Genomic DNA, 13621 nt, shown 5'->3' with positions numbered 1-13621 from the left:
CGTCGAGTCAGGAGAGAAAGCGCAGCAGCTGCGCGTTGACTTCGTCAGCGCGCTCGAACTGCACCCAGTGCCCGGCGCCGTCGATCACCACGCCCTTGCGTTCGGGATGGGCGCCGACGAGTTGCGCGACCAGCGGGCGCGAATCGGCCGTGACGTCATGTTCGCCCCAGAGCAGGAGCTGCGCCCCCCCGATCGCGTCCAGCGCCACCTGCAGCCCGCCCGCGAGCGAGATTTCCTTGCTGCGAAAGCGCGTGCCATGGCAGGAGACGTCATGGATCGCAAAAGCCAGCGCATCGATGGCCGCCTTGTCGTGCAGCATCAATGCGGCCAGGTTGTGCAGCAGCGCCGCACGCTCCTGGTCGCGGTCTTCGGCGGCGCGCCAGTTGATCATTTCCACCGTCATGCGGCGCAGCGTGCCGTGGCCGCCACTGCCCAGCAAGGCCAGCCGGCGAATGCCGCCACGTCGTGCACCGAACTTCGCAGCCACCAGGCCGCCGAACGAGAAGCCGCCGAGATCGATCTCGGTCTGCGCGCCGATCAGGCCATCCAGCGTTCCGGACAGCGCATCGAGCAAGGGATCGACCGCCGCCTGGCCGGACGCCGGCTTGGGCGGCGTGTCGGAATCGTGGAAGCCCGGCATATCGGGCAGCCACAGCGTGCGTGAGGACGACAGCGCCTCGACATTGCGCAGCCAGTGCATCCAGCTGCCGTGGCCGCCGTGCAGCATGACCAGCGGCGGATGCGAATCGTCGTTGCCGAAGCGGCGCCAGCGAACGCGCACGCCGCCATGCTCGGCATCGTGATGGGTGGACTGCGCGTCGATGCGCGCAATCAGGCGGAGCGCGTCGGCTTCCGCCTGGGGATCGAAGGTCGAGAAATAAGGCACCGGCACATTGTGCCGCGCACCGACGTCTCAGGCCGCCGCGGCAGCGCCGAAGCGAAAGCTCGACACCGCGATGCCGCCCATGAAGGCCTCCTCGTGATAGACGCGCTCCCCGGCTTCGCCTTCGGCAGCGCCCACCGCGACCATCAGCGGGATCAGGTGCTCCTCGCGCGGATGGGCGATGCGGGCCGCCGGCGCCGTCGACCATTGCAGCAGTCGGTCGACGCGCTGCGCCGGCGTGGCGCCGACCACCGCGCCGTCCAGCCAGTCGTCGAACGCCTTCGACACGTCGCGCGCCTGCGGGCCGAACGCGCGCAGGTTGTGATAGCTCAGGCCGCTGCCGACGATCAATACGTTCTCGTCTCGCAGGGGCGCGATGGCGCGGCCCAACGCGATGTGCTCGGCTGGATCGAGTCCGCGCCGCAGCGACAACTGCACCACCGGCACGTCGGCCTTCGGATAGATGGCGGCCATCGGCGAGAAGGTGCCGTGGTCGAAGCCGCGCTCGGCATCGATCTGCGCGGGCAGGCCGGCGGCCTCGATCAGCGTCTGGACGCGACGCGCGAGTTCGGGCGAGCCGGGGGCGTCGTAGTGCACGCGGTAGGTGTGCTCGGGGAAGCCGCCGTAGTCGTAGATCATCGGCGGGCGCGGGTTGCCCATGACCGTGAAGGCGGGCTCCTCCCAGTGCGCCGAGATCATCAGGATTGCAGCCGGCGTTCGGCCGATCTGGCGCGGCATGTCGGCCAGGGCGGCTTCGAGCTGGTCGTAGGCGTGGCCCATTTCCTTTTTCATCCACGGCCAGGGGCCGCCGCCGTGCGAAATGAAATAAGTAGGAAGGGTCGAAAGTCGTGTGCTCATGGAATGCTCCTTGGGCGCCAGTCTAGAGATTGTCGAGCGAGCAGCACGCCGTGCGCGCGCAAAGCCCTTTCATCCCTTTCCGCGCGGAACCCCTCGCCCGCCGGTACAGTGGCGCCTCATTGGAGACAGCCCGCCTTGTTCCGTTTTTTCGAAAAACTGCTTCACCCGTACCCGCCCGCCGAGCCCGCCCTGCCGCCGCACGGGCTCTTCGCATTTCTCTGGGCCTGCACCCGCGGGCTGCGGGGCACGATCGCCACGATGGCCGTTCTCACGGCCGCGATGTCGGCCTTCGAGGCGCTGCTGTTCGCCATGCTGGGGCGCATCGTCGACTGGCTCGGCGGCCAGGAGCCGTCGCGCTTGTGGGAGGACCGGGGCACCACGCTGATGTGGCTCGGCTTCGCCCTGCTCGTGAGCATCGGCGTGGTGGCATTGCAGACCATCGTCAAGCACCAGACGCTGGCCGCTAATCTGCCGATGCGGTTGCGCTGGAACTTCCACCGGCTCATGCTGGGCCAGAGCATGGCCTTCTACCAGGACGAGTTCGCGGGCCGGATCACGGCGAAGGTCATGCAGACGGCCCTGGCCGTGCGCGACACGATCTTCGTGCTGGCCGACGTGCTGGTGGCGATGGGCGTGTACGTCGCGACCATGATCGTGCTCGCCGGCGTCCTCGACAAGCAACTCGTGCTGCCCTTCCTGGTCTGGATGGTGCTCTACATCGCGTCGCTGATCTTCTTCGTGCCGCGCCTCGGCAAGGTCGGCAAGGCCCAGGCCGATGCCCGCGCACTGATGACGGGCCGCGTGACCGACGCCTACACCAACATCGCGACCGTCAAGCTTTTCTCGCACACGCAACGCGAGGCCGGTTTCGCGCGCGCGGCGATGAAGGAATTCATGCAGACCGGTTACGGCCAGATGCGGCTGGTGAGCGCCTTCGAGATCGTGAACCACACGCTGAGCATGGGCCTGACCGCCGGCATGGCGGGCATGGCGCTGTGGCTCTGGTCGCAGGGCTCGGTCGGGGTCGGCGCCGTGGCCGCGGCCACTGCCATGGCGCTGCGTCTGCAGGGCATGTCGCACTGGATCATGTGGGAGATGACCAGCCTGTTCGAGAACATCGGCACGGTGCAGGACGGCATGAAGACCCTGTCGCGCCCGCGCACCGTGCTCGACGCGCCGGATGCGGTCACGCTCTCGGTGCCGCGCGGCGAGGTGCGCTTCGAGCATGCGAGCTTCCGCTACGGCGACGGAGCGCGGCGGGTGATCGACGACCTGACGCTCACTGTCGCGCCTGGCGAAAAGATCGGCCTCGTGGGCCGCTCGGGCGCGGGCAAGTCGACGCTGGTCAACTTGCTGCTGCGCTTCCATGACCTGGACGGCGGCCGCATCCTCATCGACGGCCAGGACATCGCCCACGTCACGCAGGACAGCCTGCGCGCCCACATCGGCATGGTCACGCAGGACACCTCGCTCATGCACCGCTCGGTTGCCGACAACATCGCCTACGGCAAGCCCGACGCGAGCGACGTCGCCATCCGTGCCGCTGCGGCGCGCGCCGAAGCGCACGAATTCATCGAGACGCTCGGCGACCCGAACGGGCGTCGCGGCTACGAGGCCCACGTGGGCGAGCGTGGCGTCAAGCTCTCCGGCGGGCAGCGCCAGCGCGTCGCCATCGCGCGCGTGATGCTGAAGGACGCGCCGATCCTGCTGCTCGACGAGGCCACGAGCGCGCTCGACTCCGAAGTCGAGGCCGCGATCCAGGCCAGCCTCTATCGCCTGATGGAAGGCAAGACAGTGATCGCGATTGCGCACCGCCTGTCGACGATCGCGGCGATGGACCGGCTGATCGTGCTCGACGAGGGCCGTGTCGTGGAGGAAGGCGATCACAAGACGCTGTTGGCGCAAGGCGGCCTGTATGCGCGCCTGTGGTCGCACCAGAGCGGTGGCTTCCTGGGGGACGGCAGCGACGAAGAGGATTACGCGGAAGAAGAGCCCTCGACGGTCTGACTTGCAAGTCCTACAGTGGGCAGTGACGCCCGCCGACATCGTCGCCCCTGGCGGGCGGGCATTCTGGATTCGTCTTCAACAAAGAGGAGTTTCCACCGTGAATTCCATCATCTACATCGTCGGTCTGGTCGTGGTCGTTGTCGCCGTACTCTCATTCTTCGGCCTTCGCTGAGAACACCCCTTCCTCTTTCCTGTCCCCGGCCACGGGGTTGATGGGGCCGCAGTGCGGCCCCGTTTTTCATGGGCTGACGGCCGATTCGGCACGGGCATAATTTCGCGCTCCCCTCCGGTGCGCCGGCATTGCCCTGTGTTGTAAAGGAAGCTGTTGAACCCCGTGGCGCACCCCTCTCCTTTCCAGGACGCGACGATCACCGAGGCGGTGCAGCTGGTCGAGGAGACCGGTCCGCTCGACGACTCGCAAGCCATGCGAGAGGCGATGCGCCTTCATCAGGACTCCGGCCGCCGAATCGTGGAACGCGCGCGGGCGCTCGGGCAACGTATCGGACTGCAGGCCGAATGGGCTCGGGCGCAGGCCTGGGCTCCCTGGGTCCTGCTGGGGCTGGTGGCGGTCATCGTCGTCGCGGGCCTTGCGCTCGCCGGCAACATGCTTGGCGGCACGGAGCGCCAGATCAACGTCGTGGTCGCGCTGGCGAGTCTGCTGGGCCTGCACCTGGTCACGCTGGCGCTGTGGCTGGTCGGGCTGGTCGTTCCGCTGGGATCGTTCAACGCCTCGTTCGGCTGGCTCTGGCTCGCGTTCACGGCGCGCGTCGCGGGTGGCCAGCGCGGACAAGCGCCCATGCTGCTGCGCGCCGTCACCCGATTGCTCAACCGCGCGCGACTGCTGCCCTGGGCGCTGGGCTTCGTGAGCCACGCGATCTGGACGCTGTCGTTCGCGGTGGTGCTCGCGGCCATGCTCTTCGCTCTCGCATTTCGCAACTACACGCTGAGTTGGGAGACCACGATCCTGGAGCCCGACTTCTTCGTGCGCAGCGTGCAGTTCCTCGGCCTCGCACCCGCGTGGCTGGGTTTCCCGGTGCCCGATGCACAGGCGGTGCTGTCGCCACTGACGGCCGCCTCGGGCCAGCGCGCCTGGGCCTTGTGGCTCACGGGCTGCATCGTGGTCTACGGCTTGCTGCCGCGCGCGGCGTTGGCGCTGCTCTGCGCTGCCGTGTGGCAGGTGCGCAAGAAGGCGCTGCAGCCTGATCTGTCGCAGCCCTACTACCGCAAGCTGCTCGCGCGCTTCGATGCGCTGGCCCCACCCCACATCGTCGACGCCGATCCCGGCCGCCTTCAGCACCCTGCACCGCACGGCCTGGCAGCAGGCGACACCGGCAATGTGCTGATGGCCGTCGGCTTCGAGCTGCCCGATGAGCTGCCCTGGCCGCCAGCCGCGCTCGAGATGCGCGGCGCGCACGCGATGCGCATCGACGGCAGCGCCAATGCGCGGCGCGAGTTGCTCGACACGCTCGCCCGCGTGCGTCCCCGACGCGTGCTGGTCGGGTGCCATGCAGCCTCCAGCCCTGACCGCGGCACCGAACGCTTCCTGCGCGAAGTCATGTCCCTGAGCGGTGAATGCCGGCTGTGGCTTCTCGGCACTGCCACCGACGACACTGCCCGGCAGCGCTGGCATGCCTGGCTGGCCGGCGCCGGACTCGACGGCCTGCACGCCGGCGATGCGCTGGAACCCATGCTGCACGACTGGGCCTGAACATGGACCCATCCGCCACCCCCATCCGCATCGCCGTGGTCGGCCACACCAATGCCGGCAAGACCTCTCTGCTGCGCACGCTCACGCGGCGAGTGAACTTCGGCGAGGTGTCGGAGCGCCCCGGCACCACGCGCCATGTCGAGTCGGTCGACCTCATGGTCGATGGCGGGTCCGCGGTGCGCTTCTTCGACACACCCGGGCTGGAGGATGCCGTCGCACTGCGTGAACATCTCGAAGTCTTCGACAGAAGCCTCACGCCGCCCGACCGCATCCGGCAATTCCTGCAAGGTCCGGAAGCGCATGGCGCGTTCGAACAGGAAGCCAAGGTGCTCCGCGCCCTGCTCGATGTCGACGCCGCGTTCCTTGTCATCGACGCGCGCGAACCCGTGCTGCCCAAATTCCGGGCGGAAATCGAATTGCTGAGCGCCTGCGCACGCCCCGTGCTGCCGGTGCTGAACTTCGTGGGCCGTCCCACGAGTCGCGAGTCCGCCTGGAAAGAACTGCTCTCGGCCTACGGTTTGCACGTGGTGGTGCGTTTCGACGCCGCGGCCCCTTTCGTCGGCGCCGAGCGCGACCTCTATCGAGATCTGTCGACATTGCTGCGCGACCGGCGCGGCACGCTGGATCGCGTGGCGGCCTTTCTGGAAACCGAGTTCAAGCAGAGGCGGCGGGCTGCGAGCACGCGCATCGCGGAGCTGCTGGTCGACGCAACAGCCATGCGCCGCGCGGCCTCGGCCACGGAATTTTCAGACGAGGAAGCCCGCCAGCGCCTGGTCGCCGCGCTGCAGAAGTCCCTTTTCGACAAGGCGCAGCGATGCGCCGACGACTTGCTCGCGCTCTACGGCTTTCGGGAAGGCGATGCGGACGAAGCCGCGCTGCCGCTGCTGGAAGGCCGATGGACCATGGACTTTTTCCATCCCGAGGCATTGAAGGACGCAGGGATCCTGCTGGGCAAGGGGGTCGCCGTGGGCGCGGCGGTGGGCGTCGTCGCGGACCTCGCCCTCGCCGGCCTCTCGCTCGGCGCGGGTGCGGCGCTCGGCGGCGCCATCGGCGGCGCGGTGTCGCAGGGCTGGGGACCGCTCGGCCGCAAGCTCGCCAACAAGCTGCGCGACGTGCACGAACTCACGGTGGAAGACCGCGTGCTGTTCGTGCTCCTGAGCTGGCAACTCCGCCTGCTGCGCGCGCTGGAGCAGCGCGGTCACGCGGCTGTCGACCGGATCGACGCCAGTGCGGGCGCAACGGGCGCGACAGACGCGGCCCACCGCACGATCGCCGATGTGATTCACGCCGCGCAGCCTGCGCGCAGCCACGCGGACTGGGAGTCCGGCACACGCCTGCGCTGGCGCGAGACACCTCAGCGGCAGGATCTCGTGGCGCAAGTGGCGCAACGCGTCGGGGGTGCGATCGAGGTCGTCGAGCAGCATCCTCGCGCATGAGTGCGGCATGATCATGCGCATGGAAGACCTTTCTCCTCGTCCCCTCGCCATCATCAAGCTGGGCGAAACCTTCGACACGCTGCGCGAACGCCGCGGCGATTTCGAGCACTGGATGGCCGCCGGCCTCGGCGACACCCGCCTGCCGGTCGTCGTGCTCGACCCGCGACGTGGCGACACCCTCCCCGCGCCTGCGGAGATCTCCGGCGCCATCGTGAGCGGATCCCACGCCATGGTCTCGCACCGCGAACCCTGGAGCGAGGCCACCGGCGCATGGCTCGCGCAACTCGTCGCAAGCCACACCCCTGTGCTCGGGATCTGCTTTGGCCACCAGTTGCTGGCAGACGCGCTGGGCGGCGAGGCCGGAGATCATCCGGGCGGCATGGAAATCGGCACGGTCCAGGTCGAACTCACGCCCGAGGCCACAGACGATCCGCTGATGCACGACCTGCCGCCTCGCTTCGATGCGCACGTGGTGCACCGTCAAAGCGCGCTACGGCTTCCAGAGGGGGCCGTTCGCCTTGCGGGCAACGACTTCGAACACACGCAGGCCTTTCGCATCGGCAAGAACGCCTGGGGCGTGCAGTTCCACCCGGAATTCGACGCCGACATCATGCGCGGCTACGTGGACCACCTCGCGGAACCGCTGCGCACCGCGGGCGTCGACACCGCAGCGTTGCGCGACCGGGTCGCAGGCACAGCGACCGCGGCCCGCCTGCTGGGACGCTTCGCACACATCGCCGAAGAACACGACGCCGCGGCGCGCCCTGGCCGTATTTGAGGCCGCGCGCGGAGGCGCGCGACATCAGAATGCGACTACACCGCCCGGAACACGGTTGCGCTAACGTGTCCCGCAACTTTCCAAGCAACGAAAGCACCCATGCCCCCTTCATCCCCCGCATCGGCTCCCGTCCGAAAGCACTTCTCGATGATCCGCGGCTTCCACCTGGCCGACGTGTTCACCCTGGGCAACGCGGCCTGCGGCGTCGGCGCCGTCTTCCTCGCGATGGCCTACATGGCCAGCCAGTCCCTCACCCACTTCCTCTGGGCCGCCGCGCTGGCGCCCGCGGCCTTCATCTTCGACGTGTTCGACGGCCGCATCGCGCGCTGGCGCCAGACCCATTCGGCGCTCGGGCGCGAACTCGATTCGCTCGCCGACGTCATCTCCTTCGGTGTCATGCCGGCCTCGCTCGCCTTCGCCGCGGGACTCGACGGCGGCTGGGATTGCGTGTTGCTCATCTACTTCGTCTGCTGCGGCGTGAGCCGGCTCGCGCGCTACAACGTCACGGCCGAAGCGCTTTCCGAAGGCGCCGACAAGGTCAAGTATTTCGAGGGAACGCCCATCCCGACCAGCGTGGTGCTGGTGGGAATTCTTGCCCTCGCCGCATGGCAAGGCCGGATCGGTGATGCCATCTGGGGCGGTGCCTGGTCGCTGGGGCCGTGGATTCTTCATCCGCTGAGCCTGCTCTTCGCGCTGTCGGGCACGCTGATGATCAGCAAGACCTTGCGCATTCCCAAGCTGTAGAAAGGACTGCGTCATGTCCGCAGGGGCCGAAGTTCTCCTGACACAAGGGGTGCCTAGAATGGGCACATAGTCTTCGCCGAGTCGTGCCCACCCATGATTTCATCGCGTGTACTCATTGCCTTCCTTCTTGGGCTGGTGATCTCGGGTTGCTCCAGCCTGCCTGGGCACGTCGAGCGCACCGAATCCGCCGCACTCGCGAATACGGATGACACCCGCCTGGGCAAGGCCGTCCGGACGCTCACGCAGGCCCACCCCGGAAAGTCCGGCATCCATCCGCTCCCCGTCGCCGAGGATGCCTTTGCGGCCCGCATCGTCCTCACCCAGATCGCCGATCGAAGCCTCGACCTGCAGTACTACATCTGGCACGGCGACACGACCGGGCAACTGCTGTGGGAAGCCATCTGGAAGGCGGCGGAGCGCGGCGTACGCGTGCGCCTGTTGCTCGACGATGCGAACACCGGCGGGCTCGATCCGACGCTTGCGGCACTCGATGCACACCCCAACATCGAGATCCGTCTTTTCAATCCTTTCGCGAACCGCGGATTCAGGGCCGGCGACTTCGCCACGGATTTCTCGCGCGTCAACCGGCGCATGCACAACAAGTCCTTCACCGCGGACAACCAGGTTGCCATCGTGGGCGGGCGCAATGTCGGCGACGAGTACTACGGCGCCAACATGGAGGTCGGCTTCCAGGACCTCGACGTGATGGCGATCGGCCCAGTCGCGCGCGAGGTGTCCAAGGAGTTCGACCTGTTCTGGAACAGCGCCTCCGCCTATCCCTCCGCGAGCATCCTGCCGGCCGCCGAGCCGGACGGTGCAGCACGCCTGCGTGAGAAGTGGGATCAGGTCCACCAGAGCGCGGAGGCCCAGCGCTACATCGAGGCCGTGCGCAAGACGCCCCTGTTGCGCCAACTGGCCGACCACCAGCTCGATTTCGAATGGACCACGGCACGCGTGATCCACGACAACCCGGCCAAGGTGCTCGACACGACGGATCGCAAGGACTTGCAGATGCTGCCGCTGCTGGAAGAAGCGCTCGGCAAGCCGCAGAACGAGCTCGACATGGTCTCGCCCTACTTCGTGCCCGGCAAGGGCGGCACGAAAGCGCTGACGACGCTGGCCCAGAAAGGCATCAAGGTACGCGTGCTGACCAACTCGATGTCGGCGACCGATGTCAGCCCGGTCCACGCGGGCTATTCCAAGTACCGCAAGGAACTGCTGCAGTCCGGTGTCATCCTCTACGAACTGAAGCCGGGCATCGCCGTGCCGCCGCCGGAGAAGGATGACGACAGGTCCAGAGGCCTCCCCGGCAGTGGCAGCCGCGCGAGTTCGGCCGCGAGCCTGCATGCGAAGACCTTCGCAGCGGATCGCAACCGGATCTTCGTCGGCTCATTCAACCTGGACCCGCGCTCGGCGCATCTCAACACGGAAATGGGTGTGATCATCGACAGCCCTGTGCTGGCGGGCCGTCTTGCACAGCAACTCGACACGGCAATCCCCAAGGCGGCCTACGAGGTCCGGCTCAGGCCGGATGGCAGCCTGGAATGGATCGAACGCACTCCGCAAGGCGAGACGACCTTCACGACCGAACCGGGCTCGGGTGCGATCAAGCGCGGATGGATCAACTTCCTGGAAATCCTGCCCATCGAATGGATGCTGTAGGGTGGACGTCCCACACGCTTTCTTCCTGATTGATCGACCCGATGAACGACGGCCTCCGACAACTCGTCATGCTGGCATCCACACAGCCGCTGACACCCGCTTGCGACCACTTCTACTTCCTGCGCCACGGACAGACCGAGTGCAATGCACGCCGGATCTTCCAGGCGACCGATGAGCCGTTGAGCGCACTCGGCCTGCAGCAGGCGGCTCGCGCCGCCGAACTGCTCGCCGGCGAGCCGATTCGCAGCATCGTGAGCAGCAACGTGAATCGCGCCCTCACCACTGCGCACACGGTGTCGGCCCCCCATGGCATGGCGCCAGTGGCGTTCGAGGGCCTGCGCGAACGCAACTTCGGTGCGCTGATCGGCACCTCCTCCGCCCATATCGATTGGGCCTGCGAACCCGAGGGCGGCGAGACGCTGCCCGAGTTCGTCACACGCAAGCGCATTGCGCTCGAACAGGCGCTGGCGCATCCTGCGCCCGTGCTGATCGTGGCGCACGGCGGATCGCTCTACGTGCTCGCGGCCCTGCTCGGCGTGCCGATCGACACGAGCGTGCTCGGCAACGCGCAGCCCTTGCGCTTCGAACGAAGTGGCTCTGCATGGCGCGTGAAGTCGCTCCTGCAGGCCGTGGACGGCGGAGCAGCCGTAGCCTAGGCAGCCCTCCACACGGACTCACCAGCATGGACTTCAAGGACTACTACAAGATCCTCGGCCTCGAACGAGGCGCCACCGAAGACGAGGTGCGCAAGGCCTACCGCAAGCTGGCGCGCAAGTACCACCCGGACGTCAGCAAGGAGCCCGATGCCGAGCTTCGCATGCGCGACCTCAACGAGGCGAACGACGTGTTACGCGACAAGGAGAAGCGCGCTGCCTACGACCAGCTCGCCGATCACGTCGCGCGCGGCGGCAGCCCGGACGGTGGATTCCAGCCTCCGCCCGGATGGGACGAAGGCTTCGAGTTCCATCGCGGTCCGCACGAGGGCCCGGCCGACCATGCGGAGTTCAGCGAGTTCTTCTCGTCGCTGTTCGGCGCCGCGGAGCGACGCAGCGCCGGTCGCAGGAACTACCGCGCCCGCGGCGAGGACCACCATGCCGCGATCGAGATCGCACTGGAGGACGCGCTCAAGGGGGCCGGGCGCGAGATCACGCTGCGCTCGCAGGAGATCGACGCCCAGGGCCGGCCCGAGTGGAAGACCCGCACCCTGAGCGTGAAGATTCCGCCCGGCGTGCATCCGGGCCAGTACATCCGCCTGGCCGGACAAGGCATGCCGGGCCATGGCGGCGAGCCGGCCGGTGACCTCTACCTCGAAGTGCGCATCGCGCCGCATAAGCTCTACCGCATCGAGGATCGCGACCTCTACATGACGCTGCCGATCACGCCGACCGAGGGCGCGCTGGGCGCCCAGGTGCAGGTGCCGACGCCGACCGGCGGCGTAGTCGAGGTCACGGTGCCGCCGAACGCACGCAACGGGCTCAAACTGCGGCTCAAGGAGCGTGGATTGCCGGGCAAGCCGCCGGGACACCTCTATCTGCTGCTCGAGATCGCGCTGCCGCCGGCCGACACCGAGGCCGCGCGCAAGGCTTACGAACAACTCGCACAGGCGGCGCCCTTCGATCCGCGCCGTCACCTTGGAGTGTGATGACCATGGCTACTGTTTCCGTCACGAGCACCACCCTGAGCGCCTCGCATCCGCTCGCCGCCGACGAACTTGCCCACGCCTGTGGCGCGGAGATCGAGTGGGTGGTTCAACTGGTCGAGGTGGGCATCATCGAGTCGCGCACGCCGGCCAAGCGGCCGGACGACTGGCGCTTTCACAGCAGCGACCTGCAGTGCGCGCTCGACGCGCGGCGGCTGGAGCGCGACTTCGGCGTGGGGCTCGACGCCGCCGCGCTGATCCTCGACCTGGAACATGAAGTGCGTCGCCTGAAAGCGGTCCTGCGTGCGCAGGGGCTCGACAGGGAAATCTGAGGGATCCGGGCGCGATTGCCGCCGCTATCGGACCAGGTAGTAGGCCGAGAACTCGCCGGTCCCGTATTTGCAGCGCTGGAATCCCATCCGGCGGAGCTTTTCCTCGAACCGGGGGCTTGCGATGTTCTCCAGATACAGCACCCGCGCCTGCAAGCCATCGCCTCCATGGGTGAAGCGCTCGACGAACCTGGCGAAGTAGCCTTGGCCCCTGGCGCCGTCCGCCACCGTGATATTGGCCAGGCACAGGGCAGGCTCTCCAGGCGTGGAGGGCTTGAACCACGAATAGCGCGTGTAGGCCTGAAGCACCTGGCTCGTGTACCAGTTGGAGACGATGTCGTGTGCGCGGGGAATACTGGCTTCGAACTGGGCGAGCCAAGCGAAGTAGAGGTCCAGTTCGGCCTCGATGTAGGTCGTGCAGTCCATGGGCCATGGTAGCCCGCGAGCGGCATCTACTTTTGCGTTGCCGCAACACTTGAGTCGCGAGAACGAAGGATTTTTGCAGGGAATTTCCCGGAGAAAAAATAGCCGAAAAGGTAAGTTTGGCCAGGGCTCGGACAGATGGCCGATTGACGCCACACGGGTCCCGAATGAGACTGGCATCGCTCCGTAGCGAGCATCAACTTGTTTCAAGTCATGGAGAACCTGGCCGATCAGCCCTCGTCCACCCCGGTGTCCTGCAAGCATTGCGCTGCGCTGTTGCAGGAAGGGGATCGGTTTTGCCGGTTCTGCGGCACGGACCAGACAATCCAGACCGCCTCGGTTCGCACCGCCGGTGCAAAGCCTGCGAGAGGCCGGGCCCTGGCGCCCATCCAGGTGGACTTCGCGGACACCGTGCAGCCGGAGGAAGAGACGGTGGGCAGTCTCGTCGTGACCCGCGCCACCAATGACGAAACGAACCCCGAGATCGGTCAGGTCCGCCCTGGCGCCGTCTGGCAGCAGGAAGCGACGGGCGGTCGCGGGTCCAGGCACTGGGCGAGCAACTCCGTCGTCTCGATCCGCCTCGTGATCGCCATCATGGCGACGCTGGCGGTCCTCGTGGTCGCGCTGATGTTCGACCACTTCTATCTCGACAAGGAAAGCGATGCCGGCAGGCAGCGGGAGTTCAAGGCGAACGTTGCGCGGGTGCAGAGCGCCTTGAGTCGCGGCGACCTGGCAGCGGCGGAGCGAGTGCTCGATGCCTTGGATGTCGACCATGCGGATGACCCCGGCGTGCTGGAGCTGAGGGAGTCATTCGATCAGCGCTTGCAGGCTCAAGCCGCCCGGCGCGATCAACTCCGCAACGCCGCGGTGAAGGCATCCAGCGCGCTCGGAATGGCGGAATCTTCCGCCCCAGCCACCCCCACGGCCCCGGAAGCGCCGAGGTCTGCCATCCCCGCACCCGCAAATAGCGTAGCGGATCCCAAGGAAAAAGAGTGCAATGAAGCGCTTGCGGCGTTGGCCCTGTGCCAGAAGTGATCGGGACGCAGAAACGGGAGACAGCGAGCAGCAAAAAGGGGCCGGGCATCGCCTGGCGATTGCCAACCTTCGATGGAGCCAGCATGCGAATCAGAACCATACTGACCGGCCTGATGTGG

Annotated in this window: 13 protein-coding genes; 10 read left to right on the top strand and 3 right to left on the bottom strand. The window is 67.2% G+C overall.

Features of this window, described 5'->3' with window-relative positions; genetic code table 11:
• Positions 1 to 7 precede the first annotated feature (7 nt).
• The gene (locus QTH90_RS00065; RefSeq protein ID WP_286662516.1) at positions 8 to 886 is read right to left on the bottom strand and encodes an alpha/beta fold hydrolase; all 879 of its coding nucleotides are present in this window, start codon (positions 884 to 886) and stop codon (positions 8 to 10) included.
• 27 nt (positions 887 to 913) lie between these two features.
• Positions 914 to 1741, bottom strand: a complete 828-nt coding sequence (locus QTH90_RS00060; protein ID WP_286662515.1) for a DODA-type extradiol aromatic ring-opening family dioxygenase — start codon at positions 1739 to 1741, stop codon at positions 914 to 916.
• A 135-nt stretch (positions 1742 to 1876) separates the two neighbouring features.
• Between QTH90_RS00060 and QTH90_RS00055 the strand changes: the two genes are divergently transcribed.
• The 9 genes from QTH90_RS00055 (at position 1877) to QTH90_RS00015 (ending at position 12047) form a co-directional block, all read left to right on the top strand.
• Positions 1877 to 3748 carry an ABC transporter ATP-binding protein gene (locus QTH90_RS00055; RefSeq protein ID WP_286662514.1) on the top strand — a complete coding sequence of 624 codons (1872 nt, stop codon included), beginning with the start codon at positions 1877 to 1879 and terminating at the stop codon, positions 3746 to 3748.
• 334 nt (positions 3749 to 4082) lie between these two features.
• Positions 4083 to 5456 carry a DUF2868 domain-containing protein gene (locus QTH90_RS00050; RefSeq protein ID WP_286662513.1) on the top strand — a complete coding sequence of 458 codons (1374 nt, stop codon included), beginning with the start codon at positions 4083 to 4085 and terminating at the stop codon, positions 5454 to 5456.
• A 2-nt stretch (positions 5457 to 5458) separates the two neighbouring features.
• Positions 5459 to 6892: a GTPase/DUF3482 domain-containing protein gene (locus QTH90_RS00045; RefSeq protein WP_286662512.1), complete on the top strand. Its 1434-nt coding sequence runs from the start codon at positions 5459 to 5461 to the stop codon at positions 6890 to 6892.
• Between the two features lie 7 nt (positions 6893 to 6899).
• Complete coding sequence (locus QTH90_RS00040; protein WP_286662511.1) at positions 6900 to 7670, top strand: glutamine amidotransferase; 771 nt, start codon at positions 6900 to 6902, stop codon at positions 7668 to 7670.
• Positions 7671 to 7769: 99 nt separating this feature from the next.
• Positions 7770 to 8414, top strand: coding sequence for a CDP-alcohol phosphatidyltransferase family protein (locus tag QTH90_RS00035; protein ID WP_286662510.1), 645 nt, complete (start codon positions 7770 to 7772; stop codon positions 8412 to 8414).
• Positions 8415 to 8507: 93 nt separating this feature from the next.
• On the top strand, positions 8508 to 10076 hold the full coding sequence (locus QTH90_RS00030) for a phospholipase D family protein (RefSeq protein WP_286662509.1): 1569 nt from the start codon (positions 8508 to 8510) through the stop codon (positions 10074 to 10076).
• 41 nt (positions 10077 to 10117) lie between these two features.
• Positions 10118 to 10732, top strand: coding sequence for a histidine phosphatase family protein (locus tag QTH90_RS00025; RefSeq protein ID WP_286662508.1), 615 nt, complete (start codon positions 10118 to 10120; stop codon positions 10730 to 10732).
• 26 nt (positions 10733 to 10758) lie between these two features.
• The gene (locus QTH90_RS00020; RefSeq protein WP_286662507.1) at positions 10759 to 11718 is read left to right on the top strand and encodes a DnaJ C-terminal domain-containing protein; all 960 of its coding nucleotides are present in this window, start codon (positions 10759 to 10761) and stop codon (positions 11716 to 11718) included.
• 5 nt (positions 11719 to 11723) lie between these two features.
• Entirely contained in the window at positions 11724 to 12047 is a 324-nt protein-coding gene (locus QTH90_RS00015; RefSeq protein WP_286662506.1) for a chaperone modulator CbpM, read from the top strand.
• Between the two features lie 24 nt (positions 12048 to 12071).
• On the opposite strand, the gene QTH90_RS00010 is transcribed toward QTH90_RS00015, so the two are convergent.
• Positions 12072 to 12470 carry a hypothetical protein gene (locus tag QTH90_RS00010; protein WP_286662505.1) on the bottom strand — a complete coding sequence of 133 codons (399 nt, stop codon included), beginning with the start codon at positions 12468 to 12470 and terminating at the stop codon, positions 12072 to 12074.
• A gap of 210 nt (positions 12471 to 12680) precedes the next feature.
• Here QTH90_RS00010 and QTH90_RS00005 point away from each other — a divergent pair, with 210 nt between their 5' ends.
• Positions 12681 to 13502 (top strand): zinc ribbon domain-containing protein, encoded by an 822-nt coding sequence (locus tag QTH90_RS00005; protein WP_286662504.1) that lies wholly within the window; start codon positions 12681 to 12683, stop codon positions 13500 to 13502.
• Positions 13503 to 13621: the final 119 nt, after the last annotated feature.

This window comes from Variovorax flavidus (assembly GCF_030317145.1).
GTDB classification, from domain to species: domain Bacteria; phylum Pseudomonadota; class Gammaproteobacteria; order Burkholderiales; family Burkholderiaceae_C; genus Variovorax; species Variovorax flavidus.
The sequence above is the reverse complement of the archived record's forward strand: the minus strand, read 5'-3'. Positions and strand labels throughout refer to the sequence as shown.

Bases quoted from the DNA above. Each gene is read 5' to 3' on its own strand.
- QTH90_RS00060 (WP_286662515.1), bottom strand. From the start codon at position 1,741: ATGAGCACACGACTTTCGACCCTTCCTACTTATTTCATTTCGCACGGC.
- QTH90_RS00045 (WP_286662512.1), top strand. From the start codon at position 5,459: ATGGACCCATCCGCCACCCCCATCCGCATCGCCGTGGTCGGCCACACC.
- QTH90_RS00040 (WP_286662511.1), top strand. From the start codon at position 6,900: ATGATCATGCGCATGGAAGACCTTTCTCCTCGTCCCCTCGCCATCATC.
- QTH90_RS00035 (WP_286662510.1), top strand. From the start codon at position 7,770: ATGCCCCCTTCATCCCCCGCATCGGCTCCCGTCCGAAAGCACTTCTCG.
- QTH90_RS00030 (WP_286662509.1), top strand. From the start codon at position 8,508: ATGATTTCATCGCGTGTACTCATTGCCTTCCTTCTTGGGCTGGTGATC.
- QTH90_RS00025 (WP_286662508.1), top strand. From the start codon at position 10,118: ATGAACGACGGCCTCCGACAACTCGTCATGCTGGCATCCACACAGCCG.
- QTH90_RS00020 (WP_286662507.1), top strand. From the start codon at position 10,759: ATGGACTTCAAGGACTACTACAAGATCCTCGGCCTCGAACGAGGCGCC.
- QTH90_RS00015 (WP_286662506.1), top strand. From the start codon at position 11,724: ATGGCTACTGTTTCCGTCACGAGCACCACCCTGAGCGCCTCGCATCCG.
- QTH90_RS00010 (WP_286662505.1), bottom strand. From the start codon at position 12,470: ATGGACTGCACGACCTACATCGAGGCCGAACTGGACCTCTACTTCGCT.
- QTH90_RS00005 (WP_286662504.1), top strand. From the start codon at position 12,681: ATGGAGAACCTGGCCGATCAGCCCTCGTCCACCCCGGTGTCCTGCAAG.